Source organism: Oricola sp. (assembly GCF_965230365.1).
In the GTDB taxonomy this organism is placed as follows: domain Bacteria; phylum Pseudomonadota; class Alphaproteobacteria; order Rhizobiales; family Rhizobiaceae; genus Oricola.
The window spans coordinates 2,773,011-2,788,045 of the sequence record NZ_OZ246003.1; the positions used below are offsets into that span (position 1 = coordinate 2,773,011).

Annotated in this window: 11 protein-coding genes; 5 read left to right on the plus strand and 6 right to left on the minus strand. The window is 60.7% G+C overall.

What is annotated here, in order from left to right:
- The gene (locus tag ACO06R_RS13420) at positions 1-3,354 is read right to left on the minus strand and encodes a DUF3971 domain-containing protein (protein ID WP_421850734.1); all 3,354 of its coding nucleotides are present in this window, start codon (positions 3,352-3,354) and stop codon (positions 1-3) included.
- Positions 3,355-3,530: 176 nt separating this feature from the next.
- Here ACO06R_RS13420 and bcp point away from each other — a divergent pair, with 176 nt between their 5' ends.
- The 3 genes from bcp to ACO06R_RS13435 all read left to right on the plus strand — a co-directional run bounded on the left by bcp (position 3,531) and on the right by ACO06R_RS13435 (position 6,234).
- On the plus strand, positions 3,531-4,001 hold the full coding sequence (gene bcp / locus ACO06R_RS13425) for a thioredoxin-dependent thiol peroxidase (RefSeq protein WP_421850737.1): 471 nt from the start codon (positions 3,531-3,533) through the stop codon (positions 3,999-4,001).
- Positions 4,002-4,017: 16 nt separating this feature from the next.
- The gene (locus ACO06R_RS13430; RefSeq protein ID WP_421850740.1) at positions 4,018-4,839 is read left to right on the plus strand and encodes a ferritin-like domain-containing protein; all 822 of its coding nucleotides are present in this window, start codon (positions 4,018-4,020) and stop codon (positions 4,837-4,839) included.
- Positions 4,840-5,091: 252 nt separating this feature from the next.
- On the plus strand, positions 5,092-6,234 hold the full coding sequence (locus ACO06R_RS13435) for a M23 family metallopeptidase (protein ID WP_421850743.1): 1,143 nt from the start codon (positions 5,092-5,094) through the stop codon (positions 6,232-6,234).
- Positions 6,235-6,243: 9 nt separating this feature from the next.
- Here the strand turns inward: ACO06R_RS13435 and recJ are convergent, their stop codons facing one another.
- From recJ to ACO06R_RS13460, 5 genes are all read right to left on the minus strand, one after another.
- Entirely contained in the window at positions 6,244-8,019 is a 1,776-nt protein-coding gene (gene recJ, locus ACO06R_RS13440) for a single-stranded-DNA-specific exonuclease RecJ (RefSeq protein ID WP_421850745.1), read from the minus strand.
- A 45-nt stretch (positions 8,020-8,064) separates the two neighbouring features.
- A complete protein-coding gene (gene glpX / locus ACO06R_RS13445) occupies positions 8,065-9,057 on the minus strand; it encodes a class II fructose-bisphosphatase (RefSeq protein ID WP_421850748.1) in 993 nt (330 codons plus the stop codon).
- A gap of 124 nt (positions 9,058-9,181) precedes the next feature.
- Positions 9,182-10,498, minus strand: coding sequence for a homoserine dehydrogenase (locus ACO06R_RS13450; protein ID WP_421850751.1), 1,317 nt, complete (start codon positions 10,496-10,498; stop codon positions 9,182-9,184).
- Positions 10,499-10,542: 44 nt separating this feature from the next.
- Positions 10,543-11,760 carry an LL-diaminopimelate aminotransferase gene (locus ACO06R_RS13455; protein WP_421850753.1) on the minus strand — a complete coding sequence of 406 codons (1,218 nt, stop codon included), beginning with the start codon at positions 11,758-11,760 and terminating at the stop codon, positions 10,543-10,545.
- A gap of 60 nt (positions 11,761-11,820) precedes the next feature.
- The gene (locus ACO06R_RS13460) at positions 11,821-12,306 is read right to left on the minus strand and encodes a hypothetical protein (protein ID WP_421850756.1); all 486 of its coding nucleotides are present in this window, start codon (positions 12,304-12,306) and stop codon (positions 11,821-11,823) included.
- Between the two features lie 155 nt (positions 12,307-12,461).
- Between ACO06R_RS13460 and ACO06R_RS13465 the strand changes: the two genes are divergently transcribed.
- On the plus strand, positions 12,462-14,294 hold the full coding sequence (locus ACO06R_RS13465) for a PHA/PHB synthase family protein (RefSeq protein ID WP_421850759.1): 1,833 nt from the start codon (positions 12,462-12,464) through the stop codon (positions 14,292-14,294).
- A gap of 30 nt (positions 14,295-14,324) precedes the next feature.
- Positions 14,325-15,029, plus strand: a complete 705-nt coding sequence (gene sfsA, locus ACO06R_RS13470; RefSeq protein ID WP_421850762.1) for a DNA/RNA nuclease SfsA — start codon at positions 14,325-14,327, stop codon at positions 15,027-15,029.
- Positions 15,030-15,035: the final 6 nt, after the last annotated feature.

The window sequence follows — 15,035 nt, forward strand, 5'->3', positions numbered from 1 at the left end:
CTATCGGAATTCGAAGATCGACCGAAAGACGCCGGGCGCGATCACCGAAAGCGGATTGACCGATACTTTCGGTTTCTGCGGGTCGCCTTCCAACATGAAGGTGACGCCGATCAGACCGCGGTCGCGGCCATTGCCGAGGATCAGCCCGAAAATCGGAATGTCGGCAAACAAGCTGTTCAAACCGTAGGCCGGCAGGAAGGTTCCGGTGATCCGCATCTGGTCGCTGGCGTCGGAGATCATGCCCTGAAACGTCGAACCGACCAACGGACCGCGAACGACACCTTTTTGTACCGCGAACGATGCCGGTGAAATAGCCAGGTTGGCTGAGGCAAGGTCGAACACGACCTCCGACGTATCGATTTCGCGCCGAATGGCTTCGTTGAGGCTTTGCGTGTCGTCCGCCGAACGGTTGGAGACGAGTGATTTCAGCCGCGGCTCGTCGAAAACGCGGAACTCCTGGATCCGGATGTTTCCGGTCATCGTCTCGCTTCCATGCCCAGCGAGCGAAAGTCGGCCAACACCACCACGGACCTGGCCGTAGATATCGAGGAAGCGTAAAAGTTCTCCGACATCCAACGTTTCAGCCTCGATCACGCGGTCGTTTCCGGCACCCTTCAGTTCGAACACCACCGGAAATCCGCTCGTCGTTGCCGCCTCAAGTGACAGCGCGACCAGATCTTTCCCGTTGTGACGTATGTCGAGTTTCAGGTTTTTCAAAACTTCGTCGCCGAAGCCCGACACGCGATCGATACGTGCGCTTATGTCGACCGGCAGTTCGTCTCCACCGGTGTCCTTTGCCGAGAGCGTCTCGCGGAGATGGCGCACCAGGGAGCGAGCATCGAACGCCTTGCCGGTGACGGTGATATCATATCCCTTGCCGTTGCGTTCGATTGTGACTGCAATGTCGTCGGTCTCATTCAGCCGAACGGTCCCGAACCTCGCGTTCTGGAGGCCTGCCTCCGTTACCGTAATGCTGCCGTCGGCTGAAAACGATGCGCCGTCAAGATTGAAGTTGTCGAGGCGCGTTTCGGCCTCGCCTATCACGAGATCGAAAATCGTGGTCGCACCGATCCCGACGCCCTTCGACCAGCCCAGCCAGGGCAACGCAAGCTCTGCCGGCGTCAGATCCGCCATGATCGACAAGGTTTCCTGTTCGTCGGCGGCAACCACATGGACAGGCGTCGTACCGGAGAGGATCGTCTCCAGCCCGGGTGCGATTCTTTTCCTGTCCGGATCGGACAGGTTCAGCACGATGTCCCGGCGCGCGTCGATGTCGTCCACGAATGGCATAATCATGTCGATATCGGCGGGAATTCCGTCGACCAAACCGGACACATCGAACTCCGCGCGTCGCGGATTGATCTTCACCGACCCGGACATCTCGGCCAACTGCCGTCCTTCGAAAGGCGTTTCCACCGACGCGTCCTGCAATTGCAAATGAACGTCCCAGGCGGGCGGCGGGCTGTTGTCCATCGGATTGAGTACAAACTTCATGGCCACGTTCGCCTCGACATAGCCGGACAATTCCTCAGGCCGGTAGTCCCGGTACGAGCGCGCATCAATCGGTTTATAAGAGATGATTTCCCCGATCGCGTCCGCGTCGCCAGAGACGTCCAGCGCCAGGTCGGCGAATACCAGCCCGCTTTCGTCCGCCGGATAGATTACCAGCATGCCACCGGACGCGGCCGCTGTGCGACCGCTCGGCATGAATGCAGTCCCGTCCTCCAGGGTTATGACCGCCGTCCCATCCTTGAACTCCACGCGGCCCGTGGCGTCGCGGACCGGCGGGATATCACCGGCAACATCAAACCGGACACCGTCGACGGCAAGCGAAACCTCGCTGCTTCCGGTTAACCTTGTTTCGGTCCCCTCCACACGGCGGCGCAAAGGCTCGGCGATCAGGAACTCGCCTTCCGTGACCCGGCCGCCGGCCAGATTGTCGAGCACCCAACGGCGGGCGGCGCGCGCGACCGTTGCCGGCCAGAACTGCTTCAGGCCGGCGACCGTGAAATCCGACACCGAGGAAGCAAACAAAGCCGTTGGCACCGAAGTCGAGAAATCCAGGCGGCCGGTGCCTTCCGCGTATCCCGCACTGGAATCCAGTTCGATATGCTTGAATTCAACCGCAGCGGCTTTTGGTACCCATTCTCCCTCGGCGCGTCCGGCGAAGCGAATCGCATTCGAAGGGGAATCGCGCGGATCCGCGCGACCACGATTGGCCACGAGCTGGAACTCGTACCGTGCTGGCTGTTCTGCGGCCGTACCCGGCGGATCGCGCATGGCGCCCGTCAAGACCGCCGCAGAACGGCCCAGGCGCACCGCCGAATTCTGGAGCCGCAAAACTGCAGCGGGCGCGTCCCAGGCGAATGCGAAATTGCCCTCGACGGCGACGTAGTCCCCGTCCTCCAGCTTCAGCGTCAAGTCCTTCGGCTTGACCGCCATTGTCACGCTTGGTGGCGCTGCGCCGTTTTCCGAGGCCAGAATGGCGACGTCAGCCAGTACCGGCGGATTAGCTGCACCGGGCAGATGATCGTCCTCGTTTGCCGAGAACATCGTGTGCAGACGCCCGATCGGAAGCGGGAAGTCGGTGGCATCGAGTTGCAGTGTTACCGACCCGGCAGCGTCCTTCGACAACGCGCCGGTGATGCTTGACAGGTTACCGAGGACTTCGACTTCCCCTTGCAGCTGACGTTCCTGCCCTCGTCCCCAAAGGCGTGCATGTCTCACGGCGAGAATGCTTCCGTCACGCTCCGTGGCCCGGTTCATGACGATGTTTGACAATTCGATGCCCTGCGGAATTCCAGCAGCCTTCGTGCGATCAATGGCGTTGCCGGACAGGGACATCGCGTCGTCGAGGAATTGGTTCAGCTGCGCGATCCGTGGCCAGGCGGCATTTGTGTTCGCGGTTTCGGGAATGCTGATGACGCCGTTCATGAAGGTCAGGTACTCGACCTTCGGCTGACCGGCTAGAATACTCATGGTGTGGATGCCGATTACCGCAGTGTCGAGTGTCACCAATGGCGCGTCTGCGCCACTGCGCCGGATGGCGAGATTGCGCAGCGAAACGGCAATCCCATCGAGTCCGTCCAGGACAATATGCGCGTCCGCTATTTCCGCAGTTGTATCAGCGGGTAGAACTGCAGCCAGCGCCGTGAGCGCCTCTTCCTTTACGACCGATCCCGCCGGGCCGGACCGCAGGCCCAGCAAGAGAACCAGCGGGAATGCGAGCACGAAGACCACGCCGCCAAAAAGCCACTTGCGCTTGCGCCCGATTCTCGCGCCGACAAGTGCAATCTCGCAGCCTTCGCCGTCATGGTCACGTGCCGTAGCGTCATCGGGTGACCGAGGCATCATCTTGCTTCTGGTTTTGCTGAACCTAAAGATCGCTACGTCTCTCGCCTTACGCCCGAACCCGACTGCCGCCACACCGGCCCGGCTTGAACAGGTGACCGAATTGCGGCTGATTTTCCTGATTACCGTATTATATCCGCCTTAGGCCGATTCATCACGATATTTCAAAGGAAAAGCAAATGAGCCAACCCTCCGTCGGATCGAACGCACCGGACTTTTCGCTACCCGATGATCGCGGGAGCATGACGGCCCTGTCAGATTACAAAGGCCAAATTGTGGTTCTCTACTTTTACCCGAAAGACGACACCAGCGGGTGTACGCGCGAGGCGATCGACTTCACGGAGCTACTGTCCGAGTTCAAAGCGATTGATGCGGTCGTCATCGGCGTTTCGCCAGACAGCGTTTCCAAGCACGAAAAGTTTAAGGACAAGCACGATCTCGGCGTTACCCTTATCGCTGACGAGGAGAGACAGGCCATTGAGGCCTATGGCGTCTGGGTCGAAAAGAACATGTACGGAAAGAAGTATATGGGTGTCGAACGCGCGACGTTCCTAATCAACCGCGAAGGTAAGCTCGCTCAGATCTGGCGCAAGGTGAAGGTCGCAGGCCATGCCGACGCCGTGCTGACCGAAGCGCGCGGGCTCACCTGACCGGAACGTCAATACAATGCTAAAGGCCAAATCGCTCAGGGCAGCGGCCGTTCAGGCGCTCCTGTCCAGCGACCTCGACAACAAATGCCGGATCACGCGCGAGGCAGCGGCTGCGTGGCGGTGCAAGGCGCTCTCGTTGCGTCTGCCCGGCGATCCACCTGTGCCGGAGCGGCCGGGCCGTCCCGAGCGTCCGGATCTGGTCGCGCCGCGCCTTCTGAAAAAACGCTCGCTCGGTTCGGTGGCCGGCCGCCTGACGCTGATGCATGCTTTGGCGCACATCGAATTGAACGCGATCGACCTGGCGCTGGATATTGTTGCGCGCTTTGCCGATGGCGACGCACCGCCGAGCTTCTTTGGAAACTGGATGCAGGTTGCCGATGACGAAGCGCGCCACTTCTGCCTGCTGCGCGAACGCATGCAGGCGCTGGGCGCGGATTACGGCGACTTCCCGGCCCATGACGGCCTTTGGCAGGCCGCGACCGACACCCGAGGCGATCTTGTCGCCCGGCTTGCGATCGTGCCGCTGGTCCTGGAGGCGCGCGGTCTTGATGTGACGCCGGGTTTGGCGGAGAAGCTGCGCGCCAAAGGCGATGCTGAAACCGCAGCGATCCTCGACATCATCTACAATGACGAGAAGACCCATGTGGCCGTCGGGGCGAAGTGGTTCCGGTTTTTCTGTGCGCGGGTAAACATCAGGGCGGCCGACCGTTTCCGCGAACTCGTGCATCGGCACTTCCACGGAGAAATCCGGCCGCCGTTCAACGACCGCGCCCGTTCTGCAGCGGGACTGACGCCGCTTTTCTATCGCACACTCAGCTCTTCGGCGATGTCGCGCTAGTTGGAAACTGCGGTCGCGAAAGGGGTTTATTAACCCTAATGAAGTGTAATCGTAACACCTAGAGAATGTGACTGACGGTGGACACAGGTGAGCACGCAAGCGGTTTTTGGCAGGCGCAAAGAACCCCACACCATCATCATTGCGCGAGGCGATAAACTCCAGCACTTCACGATCCGCCCTTGGATGGCCGCGGTAGCGGGATCGGTCTTTGCGGCAATGGCTGTCGGCTACTTGCTCGGAACCAGTTACCTGATGTTGCGCGACGACATTCTCAATGCCGCCGTAGCCCGACAGGCGCGCATGCAGTTTGCCTATGAGGACCGCATCGCCGCGCTGCGCTCGCAGGTCGACCGAATCACATCCTATCGCCTGCTCGACCAGCAGATCATGGAGACCAAGGTTACCGAACTTCTGAATCGGCAGAATGTGTTGGCGGAACGGAACGGACGGCTCGCTCCGCTTCTCGACAAGGCGCGGCTCAGCGGTGTTGGACAGTCCGCTGCAATGGACCCGACCCGCATCCCAATCCCTGCGGCGGTCGATACAGTCGGCGAGACGCCCCGAACATTGTTCCGTCCGCAACAGCCTGTTGGTGCGACTATCGTTGGAAGCGGCAAGTCGGCGCGATTGTCTCCCGCGCCCGTTTCGACCGACTCGCCCGAAACAGGCACTGTCGATCGCCCTCTTGTGACCCTTTCGCGGCTTGGCAAATCACTTGGCGCGCTCGAGGGGCGACAACTCGACCAGCTTGCCGCACTTGCCGATTCTGCGCGCGAGAAACGGCATCAGATCCTGCGCGATGCGCGTAAGGCCGGTTTGCGTGTCCAGACCGGCCAACCGGAAGACACCGGAACCGGCGGCCCCTTCATCCCGGTCGAAGCAGCGGATGCAAAGCCCTTCGCGCAGCAGTTTGAACACCGCCTTCAGGCGCTCAACCTGGAGCTCAGCGCGCTCGACAGACTGCGTGATGAAATCCGGTCGTTCCCGATTGCCAACCCGGTGCCCGGTCGGGAAATCACCAGCGGCTTCGGAAAAAGGAAAGATCCGATTATTGGGCGCACGGCCTTCCATGCCGGCATCGACTTTTCAACACCGGTTGGCATGCCGATTCTTGCGACCGGTTCCGGGACTGTTGTTTTCGCGGGCCGCAAAGGTGGCTACGGTAAGATGGTGGAGATCAAGCACAAAGGCGGGCTGAGAACGCGCTATGCGCATCTCAGTCGGATTTCGGTCAAGAAAGGCCAGTCTGTTTCCACCCGCGAAAAATTGGGCGAGGCCGGCAGCACCGGCCGCAGTACCGGGCCGCACCTGCATTACGAGGTCCGGGAGGGAAAGACAGCCGTTAATCCTATGACTTACCTCAAGGCCGGCTCGCGCCTGAATCGCCACCTGTAGTATTCTGAGTCATACCGGCACAGCGACATCTACTATCCGCATCTGCGGCGTTTTGCGGCCGTTCCAGTGATTGATCGAAAGTGTGCCCGCGAGATGGATTGGCTCGCGCGCTTCGGCCAAACACTTTCCAAGATCGGTATCGGCCGCCCTGAATGCGATGGCGTCGAGCCGCGCATTATCTGCCGACTGCAGCGATACCTTCAGATGGCCATTGCCGACGATCTTCGACGAACGAACACGATGGTTGGGTAGCGCGAAGACCGGCTCCGGATTGCCGGCGCCATACGGCCCGGCATGCTGAAGTTCCTCGATCATGTCGAGTGAAGCGGCCCGTGCGGAGAGCGCTGAATCGATTGCCAGCGTTTCCGCCTCAACGAGGGTCCGGACCGCATCGTTGCCATGTTCCTCGAAGAACCGGCGAAGACCGCCAAGTTTCTCCTGCGCGACGGTGATGCCAGCCGCCATCGCATGGCCGCCGCCCTTGACCAGATGACCGGCGTTAACAGCCTCACGTACGAGGCGGCCAAGGTCAAACCCTGGGATGGAGCGGCCCGAACCGGTTCCCAACCCGTTGGCGCCAAACGCAATCGCGAAAGATGGCCGGCGGGTGTGTTCGCGCAGGCGCGCGGCGATCAATCCGACAATGCCTGGATGCCAATTGTCGCTTGTAGTGACGATTACAGCCGGCCAGCCGCCATCCATGGCGTCGGCCTCAGCCTCAGCGCGCGCTTGGGCTACCATTTCGGTCTCGATGACCTGCCGTTCACGGTTCAGGCGATCCAGTTCACCCGCGATTTCGAGCGCTTTCTGGGCATCGTCCTCGCATAACAGCCTCGCCCCCAAGGCTGCATCCCCAATTCGCCCACCCGCATTGATGCGGGGTCCGATTAGGTATCCGAAATGAAACGGGTTCAGCGGTTCCCCGACCGACGCGACACGCGCCAGCGCCGCCAGACCGGGATTGGACATGTGCCGCGCGACCACGGTGCCCTTGGTAACGAGTGCACGGTTCAACCCCGTTAGCGCGACAACGTCGCAAACCGTTGCCAACGCGACGATGTCGAGCAACTGAAGGAGATCGGGCAGCGGCGAAACCCCCTCCTCCCTGAGCTGGCGGGACACGTCGACCAGTGTCATGAACACGACACCAGCCGCGCACAGATTGCCCAGTCCAGACAAATCATCATCTCGGTTGGGATTGACCACGGCCACGACCTCGGGAAGCGCTCCGCCGACTTGGTGATGATCGATCACAACAATATCCGAGCCGTCGGTCTGCGCCTCGGCAAACACTTCGGCACTGTTGGTGCCGCAGTCGACGGTGACGATCAACGATGCACGCTCGGCCAGCCGGCGAATAGCCGCGACATTGGGGCCGTAACCCTCGAACACCCGGTCGGGAATGTGAATCTCCGGCTCGATCCCGAAAAATCGCACATATCGGGCGAGCAGCGCCGCAGACGATGCGCCATCGACATCGTAGTCGCCGAAGATGGCGACGGGTTCCCGGTCTTGCACTGCCTTTGCGATTCGACCCGCCGCTCGCTGCAAATCGGTGACTGTTCGCGGATCCGGCATGAGAGCGCGCAGGGTCGGGTCAAGAAACGCTTCCGCGTCATCGGCGGATACGCCGCGTCCGGCAAGAATTCGGGCAAGCGAATCGTGAATTCCGAGCCGTTGCGCAATATCGGTCGCTACCTGTGTCTGGGCCGGCGACATGCGCTCGACCCAGCGGCGCTGCGTGACTGATCGTTCGATCCCGAGAAATGACTGCCGACTGACCATGCCGCGTTGTGGGCGGCGTTGCAGTCGGCGTCAACCGCAACGCAGTCAGAACTTGTCGGTGTCTTGGTGGCGCGCCCGGATTTCACGAACGGTCTGCGACGACGACCGCATGACGATGGTCTCGGTCTGCAGATAATTCTTGAAGAAGCGTACACCGGCCAACATGTTACCTTCCGTCACGCCGGTCGCTGCGAAAAGCACCTCGCCGCGCGCCATCTCGTTGTGGGTGTAGACTTTGCCCGGATCGGCGATTCCCATACGCTCGGCACGCGCCAGCTTCTCGTCAGTATCCAGGATAAGGCTGCCTTGCATCTGGCCGCCAACACAGCGTAGAGCGGATGCGGCGAGCACGCCCTCGGGCGCACCACCGGTTCCCAGATAGATATCGATTCCACTCTCTTCAGGTGCTGTGGTGTCGATGACGCCGGCAACGTCGCCGTCGCCGATCAGGCGGATGGCCGCGCCGGTCCGCCGGACCGCCTCGATCAGTGCCGCGTGCCTCGGACGGTCGAGGATGCAGGCGGCAACTTCTGTTACAGGAACACCTTTAGCCTTGGCGAGCGCGTGGATGTTGTCTTCGGGGGAATCTTCGATATTGATCAATCCCGGAGCATAGCCCGGGCCGATCGCGATCTTATTCATGTAGACGTCGGGGGCATTCAACAGACTGCCCTTTTCGGCGATAGCGATCACCGCCAACGAATTTGGAAGGTTCTTGGCGCAGATCGTCGTGCCTTCCAGCGGATCGAGCGCGATATCCACGTGCGGTCCGATCCCGTTGCCGACCTCCTCGCCGATATAGAGCATTGGCGCTTCGTCACGCTCGCCCTCGCCGATGACGACAGTCCCCTGAATAGAAAGACGGTTCAGTTCCGCTCGCATAGCATCGACGGCCACTTGGTCGGCGGCTTTCTCGTCGCCACGTCCGCGCAGGCGCGCCGCGGCCACCGCCGCCCTTTCGGTAACGCGCGCGAGTTCGATCGACAACTCGCGTGTCAGACCGGGTGTTTCCGTCGTGGTCTCGGCGGGTGTGTTCATCGTGGCGTCCTTACGGCTTGGGTCTTTGACCGGTTAAACGGTACAAAGACCGGCAAGGCAACAGCCAGATGACCCTCCCATCGATCGCGCCCCAAATCTAATCGAATAGTATGGGGATTGCCGCTCAACCGGCCGGCTCGATGCGTATTACTTGCGGCTTTCCGATCAAGTGTCCGTCGTCGAGAATCGCGTTTACCGCCTTGCGCACTTCCGATTCCGTCGATTCGTGCGTGATCAGAATCACGGTCTTGGCAGCATCCGCATCGCCATTGCTTGCCTTGCGCTGAACGATCGATTCCAACGAGATATCGTTTTCGGCCATATGTCCGGCAAGCGACGCAAAGACGCCGAGACGGTCGTGGACCGTCAGCCGGATGAAGTAGCCACCGGCGTGCGACGACATCCCGGCGCGGCGATAGGGTTCCAGTTCGTTCGCCGGACGACCGAAGACAGGCGCTTCCTGATGCCCCGGACGCGACTTGGCGATGTCGGCGATGTCACCAATCACGGCCGAAGCGGTCGCGTTGCCGCCTGCACCGGGCCCTGAAAGCAGCAGCGATCCGACGGTATCTGCCTCTATGGCGACTGCGTTCGTGACGCTGTCGACCTGCCCGATCATCGAGCCGAGCGGCACCATGGTCGGGTGCACCCGCTGCTCGATACCTGTTGCCGTGCGCTGCGCCACGCCAAGCAGCTTGATCCGGTAGCCGAGATCTCTTGCCGCATGAATGTCCGACAACGAGATGTTGCTGATACCCTCGACATAAATCTGATCGACAGCGACCTCGGTTCCAAATGCGATGCTGGTCAGGATCGCCAGCTTGTGGGCGGTGTCCTGTCCTTCGACATCGAATGTCGGATCGGCTTCCGCATAGCCGAGCCGCTGCGCATCGGCGAGGCAATCGTCGAACGAAATCTCGTCCCGTTCCATGCGGGTGAGAATGTAGTTGGCCGTTCCGTTCAGGATGCCATAGACGCGGCTACAGTCATTGGCGGCAAGCGATTCGCGCATCGTCTTGATAACCGGAATGCCGCCGGCGACAGCCGCCTCGAAATTGAGGATCAGTCCCTTGTCTTCGCAGGCGCGCGCAAGCTCCACCCCGTGACGGGCAAGCAGCGCCTTGTTTGCCGTGACGATATGCCGGCCGGAGCCGATTGCGGCCTTGATGCCCTCCAGCGCGGCGCCGTTTTCGCCGCCGACAAGTTCGACAAATACGTCAATGTCCGGCGACGCGGCGAGCTGCTCCGGCGTATCGAACCAGGAAATACCGCTCATGTCGAAACCGCGGTCTTTCGAGCGGTCCCGCGCACTCACGCCTGTCACCGCGATCGGGCGTCCACACCGGTGAGCGAGCGAGTTTGACTTGTTTTTCAGGATCTGGGCGACGGACGAACCGACCGTCCCCAGGCCCGCGATACCAATTCTGAGCGGTTCGCTCATCCGGCGACCTTTCATGCGCGATTGTTCGATTGATCGCCCGCGGGTCAGCGACGGGCGTTGATGGAAACCACGTTGTGCAGATTTCGGGACGCGGATGCAAGGAAACGTCTGATGTTCCGCGCCGCCTGGCGGATGCGATGCTCGTTTTCCACCAATGCGATGCGCACATGGTCGTCGCCATGTTCGCCAAATCCGATACCTGGCGCAACGGCGACATCCGCCTTCTCGATCAGCAGTTTCGAGAACTCGAGCGATCCGAGTTGCTTGAACTGTTCGGGGATCGGCGCCCAGGCAAACATGGTCGCTTCGGGCGCCGGCACCGGGAAACCGGCCTGCGAAAAGCTGTCGACGAGCGTGTCGCGCCGCTTGCAGTAGACCTCTCGCACCTCGCGGATTTCCGATCCGTCGCTGTTGAGCGCGGTCGTTGCCGCCACCTGGATCGGCGTGAACGCGCCGTAGTCGAGATAGGATTTGACCCGGCCGAGCGCTGAGACAAGACGTTCGTTGCCGACCGCAAACCCGATGCGCCATCCCGGCATCGAGAAGGTCTTCGACATCGAAGTGAACTCAACGCACACATCCATCGCGCCATCGACCTGCAGCACCGAGGGCGGCGGATTGTCGCCGAAATAGATCTCGGCATAGGCGAGATCGGACAGCACGATGATGTCGTGCTTGCGCGCGAATGCCACGACATCCTTGTAGAAATCGATTGAGGCCACATAGGCGGTCGGATTCGACGGGTAGTTCAGGATGACGGCCAGCGGTTTGGGAATCGAGTGGCGTACCGCGCGCTCCAGCGCCGGCAGAAACCCGTCGTCCGGTGCGACCGGCATGGACCGAATGACCCCGCCGGACATGATGAACCCGAAGGCGTGGATCGGATAGGTCGGATCGGGACACAGCACGACATCGCCCGGCGCGGTAATCGCCTGCGCCATGTTGGCGAAACCTTCCTTCGAACCCAGCGTCGCGATGACCTGGGTATCCGGATTGAGTTTTACGCCAAAACGGCGCGCATAATAGTTCGCCTGGGCGCGCCGCAGGCCGGGAATACCCTTTGACGAGGAGTAGCGGTGCGTGCGCGGATCGCGAACCGTCTCGCACAATTTGTCGACGATCGACTGCGGGGTGGGAAGGTCGGGATTTCCCATTCCAAGATCGATGATATCGCGACCGTCGGCGCGCGCGGTCGCCTTCAGGCGATTGACCTGTTCGAACACGTAGGGCGGCAGTCTGCGGACCTTGTGAAACTCTTGCATCGGTTTTTCCTCGGCGGTTTACGCGCTATACGCCGCTCGGTGGTAAAAAGCGAGTTGCGGTTACTGCGAAGCCGCGTTCTCTTCGATTTTCTCGATCGTGTCGGCCGAATGTGTGTTTGCGAGCCGGCGCAACGCGGCGACGCGGCGCTGGTACTCGGCCGTCGACATACGCCCGCGCTGTTGTGCGACGCTCAGCGCCTGCATCTGTTCCAGCAGCGCATCGCGCTTTTCATCCGTCATCTGCTCGGTCGCGCCGCGAGGTTGCGCAATGTGGCTCGGGAACTGGCCGGTATCGGCGATTTGCCCCGAGCCCGAGAAGACCGGGTCCGCCGTGGCGGTTGGCGGCAGTATCTCGCGTTGCTCCTCGCTTGGCGCGCTGGCGTTCGCGGTTTGGGCTGTTGCGCCCGATTGTTGTTGCGAAGAGTCTACCGGCTGCGAAAACGCCGCCTGGGGAACCGCACGGTCGATGGCGTTGCCGCCGGCGCAACCGGCGACAGTGAGCGCGGCAAGTCCCGAAGTCAGTAAAGCTCTAGCTGATTGTCCCATTATGAAATGCCGGAGACTTTCTCTTTACCCTGGAATTGTTTGGATCGGCTTACGCTTTAGACAAGCGCCTTGCGGATTGTCATCAACGCCTCGTAATATGGCATTATCAAGAATTCGGAAACGACAAACGGGTCTTTGGACCCAATGGAACCGCGATGGGCGACAAGAAAGATGCCGAATCCGGCACCGAACAACACAATGCCATCGATGCTTATCTCATCAAGGATCCGGAGGCGTTTGCGCGAAACCTTGCTCGGGTGATCGAAGAAGCCGGCCACGCCGCGTCTGCATGGGTGGGGCCGCGCGAATCGGGCGAGAAGACCGACACCCTGGCCGAACCGATGGCGGATGTTGTCAAAACGCTGTCAAAAGTGTCGGAGTACTGGCTGTCGGACCCGCAGCGCGCCGTCGAGGCGCAAACCCGCCTCTTCTCGTCTTACCTGGACATCTGGGCCAACTCGGTCAAACGCATGGGCGACCGCGATTTGGCGGAAGCCGTCGCGCCGGAAGCCACCGACAAGCGATTCTCCGATGAGGACTGGAAAGAGAACGCCTTTTTTAGCTTCCTGAAGCAGACCTACCTGGTCACCGCCCGCTGGGCAGCCGATCTGGTCGAGAATGCTGAAACGTTGGATCCCCACACCCGCCACAAGGCTGGTTTCTACGTCAAGCAGTTCGCAAACGCGCTCTCGCCGTCCAATTTCATGATCTCCAATCCGGAGATATTCAAGGAGACGATCGCGTCCAACGGCGCCAACCTTGTAACCGGTATGAAGATGCTGGCCGAAGACATCGAGGCCGGGCACGGCGAGCTCAAGCTGCGCCAGTCGGACTATTCGAAGTTTCAGCTTGGCAAGAACATCGCCATCACCGCCGGCAACGTGATCGCGCGCAACGAACTGGTGGAGATCATCCAGTATGAACCGTCGACACCGGACGTCTTGAAACGACCGCTCTTGATCTGCCCGCCATGGATCAACAAGTTCTACATTCTCGATCTCAACCCGGACAAATCATTCGTGCGTTGGGCGGTCGATCAGGGTCACACTGTTTTCGTGATGTCGTGGGTCAATCCGGATGAGCAGCATGCGCAACTGGATTGGGACGATTATATCGACAAGGGCATCGCGTATGCGCTCGATACGGTCGAGAAAGCCACCGGCGAGAAACGCGTCAACGCCATCGGCTACTGTGTCGGCGGCACCTTGCTCGCTGCAGCGCTCGCCAGGTTTGCCCGCGATGGCGACAAGCGCATCGCATCGGCGACACTGTTTACCACCCAGGTCGACTTCGAACATGCCGGCGACCTCAAGGTCTTCGTCGACGAGGATCAACTCGCCGTCCTGGAACGCCAGATGGAGCGGGACGGTTATCTGGAGGGCTCGCGCATGTCGACGGCCTTCAACCTGCTGCGTTCGGGCGACCTGATCTGGCCCTATGTGGTCAACAACTATATGAAGGGCAAAGAGCCGATGCCCTTCGATCTGCTCTACTGGAATGCAGATTCTACTCGAATGCCTGCCGCTAATCATCTGTTCTATCTACGAAATTGCTATCTCGGGAACAATCTCGCGCAAGGCGAAATGGATCTCGGCGGAGCGCCTGTTTCGCTCGCTGACGTCAAGATTCCGATCTACAATTTGGCCACCAAGGAAGATCACATCGCCCCTGCTCTTTCCGTTTTCGAAGGCAGCAAACTGTTTGGCGGCAAAGTGACCTATGTGATGGGCGGTTCCGGGCACATCGCCGGTGTGATCAATCCGCCGCATCGCAACAAGTACCAGTTCTGGTCCGGGCCCAAGGTCAAGGGCGATTTCGCCGACTGGGTCGAGAAGGCCGAGGTGACTGAAGGGTCATGGTGGCCACATTGGCACACTTGGATCGTGTCGCAAGACGACGAGACCGTCGCGGCGCGCAGCAAACCGGGCGGCGGCAAGCTCAAACCGATCGGCAGCGCACCCGGCGACTATGTGCGCGTTCGCGCCTGACAGCCAGCGCGTCTCGGAACAGCAACGACCATGAAGTTTGCGACACCACTTGTCCGGGGCACGCTGATACGCCGGTATAAGCGCTTCCTCGCCGATGTTGCGCTCGATCCCGATGGCGAGCAAATCACCTGTGCTGTTCCCAACACTGGATCGATGATGGGCCTCCACACACCGGGCTTCCCGGTCTGGCTTTCGACTTCGGACAATCCCAAGCGCAAATACCGCCACACGCTGGAAATCGTCGGCGCCGGCAACACGATGGTCGGCGTCAACACGAACCTGCCCAACCGTCTGGCCGAGGAAGCCATTGGCGCCGGCCTTGTCAGTGACCTTGCACAATACGCAACGCTGCGGCGGGAGCAGAAATACGGTCGAAACTCGCGGATCGACATTCTGCTTGAGGATCCTGCGCTTGGCAGCGCCTATGTCGAGGTCAAGAACGTGCACATGATGCGCGAAACCGGACTGGCCGAATTCCCCGACACGGCGACCGCTCGTGGCGTGAAGCATCTTGAAGAACTGACAGACATGGTCTCGCAAGCGCATCGCGCGGTGATGCTTTACATCGTCCAGCGCGGAGACTGCTTTCGACTGCGCATCTGCGAAGATCTCGATCCGGCGTACGGGCAGGCATTTGCAAGGGCGACAGCCGCCGGGGTTGAAGCATTCGCCATTCGGTGCCAAATCTCCGATACGGAAATCGTGCCGGTCAGCCAGATCCCGATCGTGGCTTGACATACC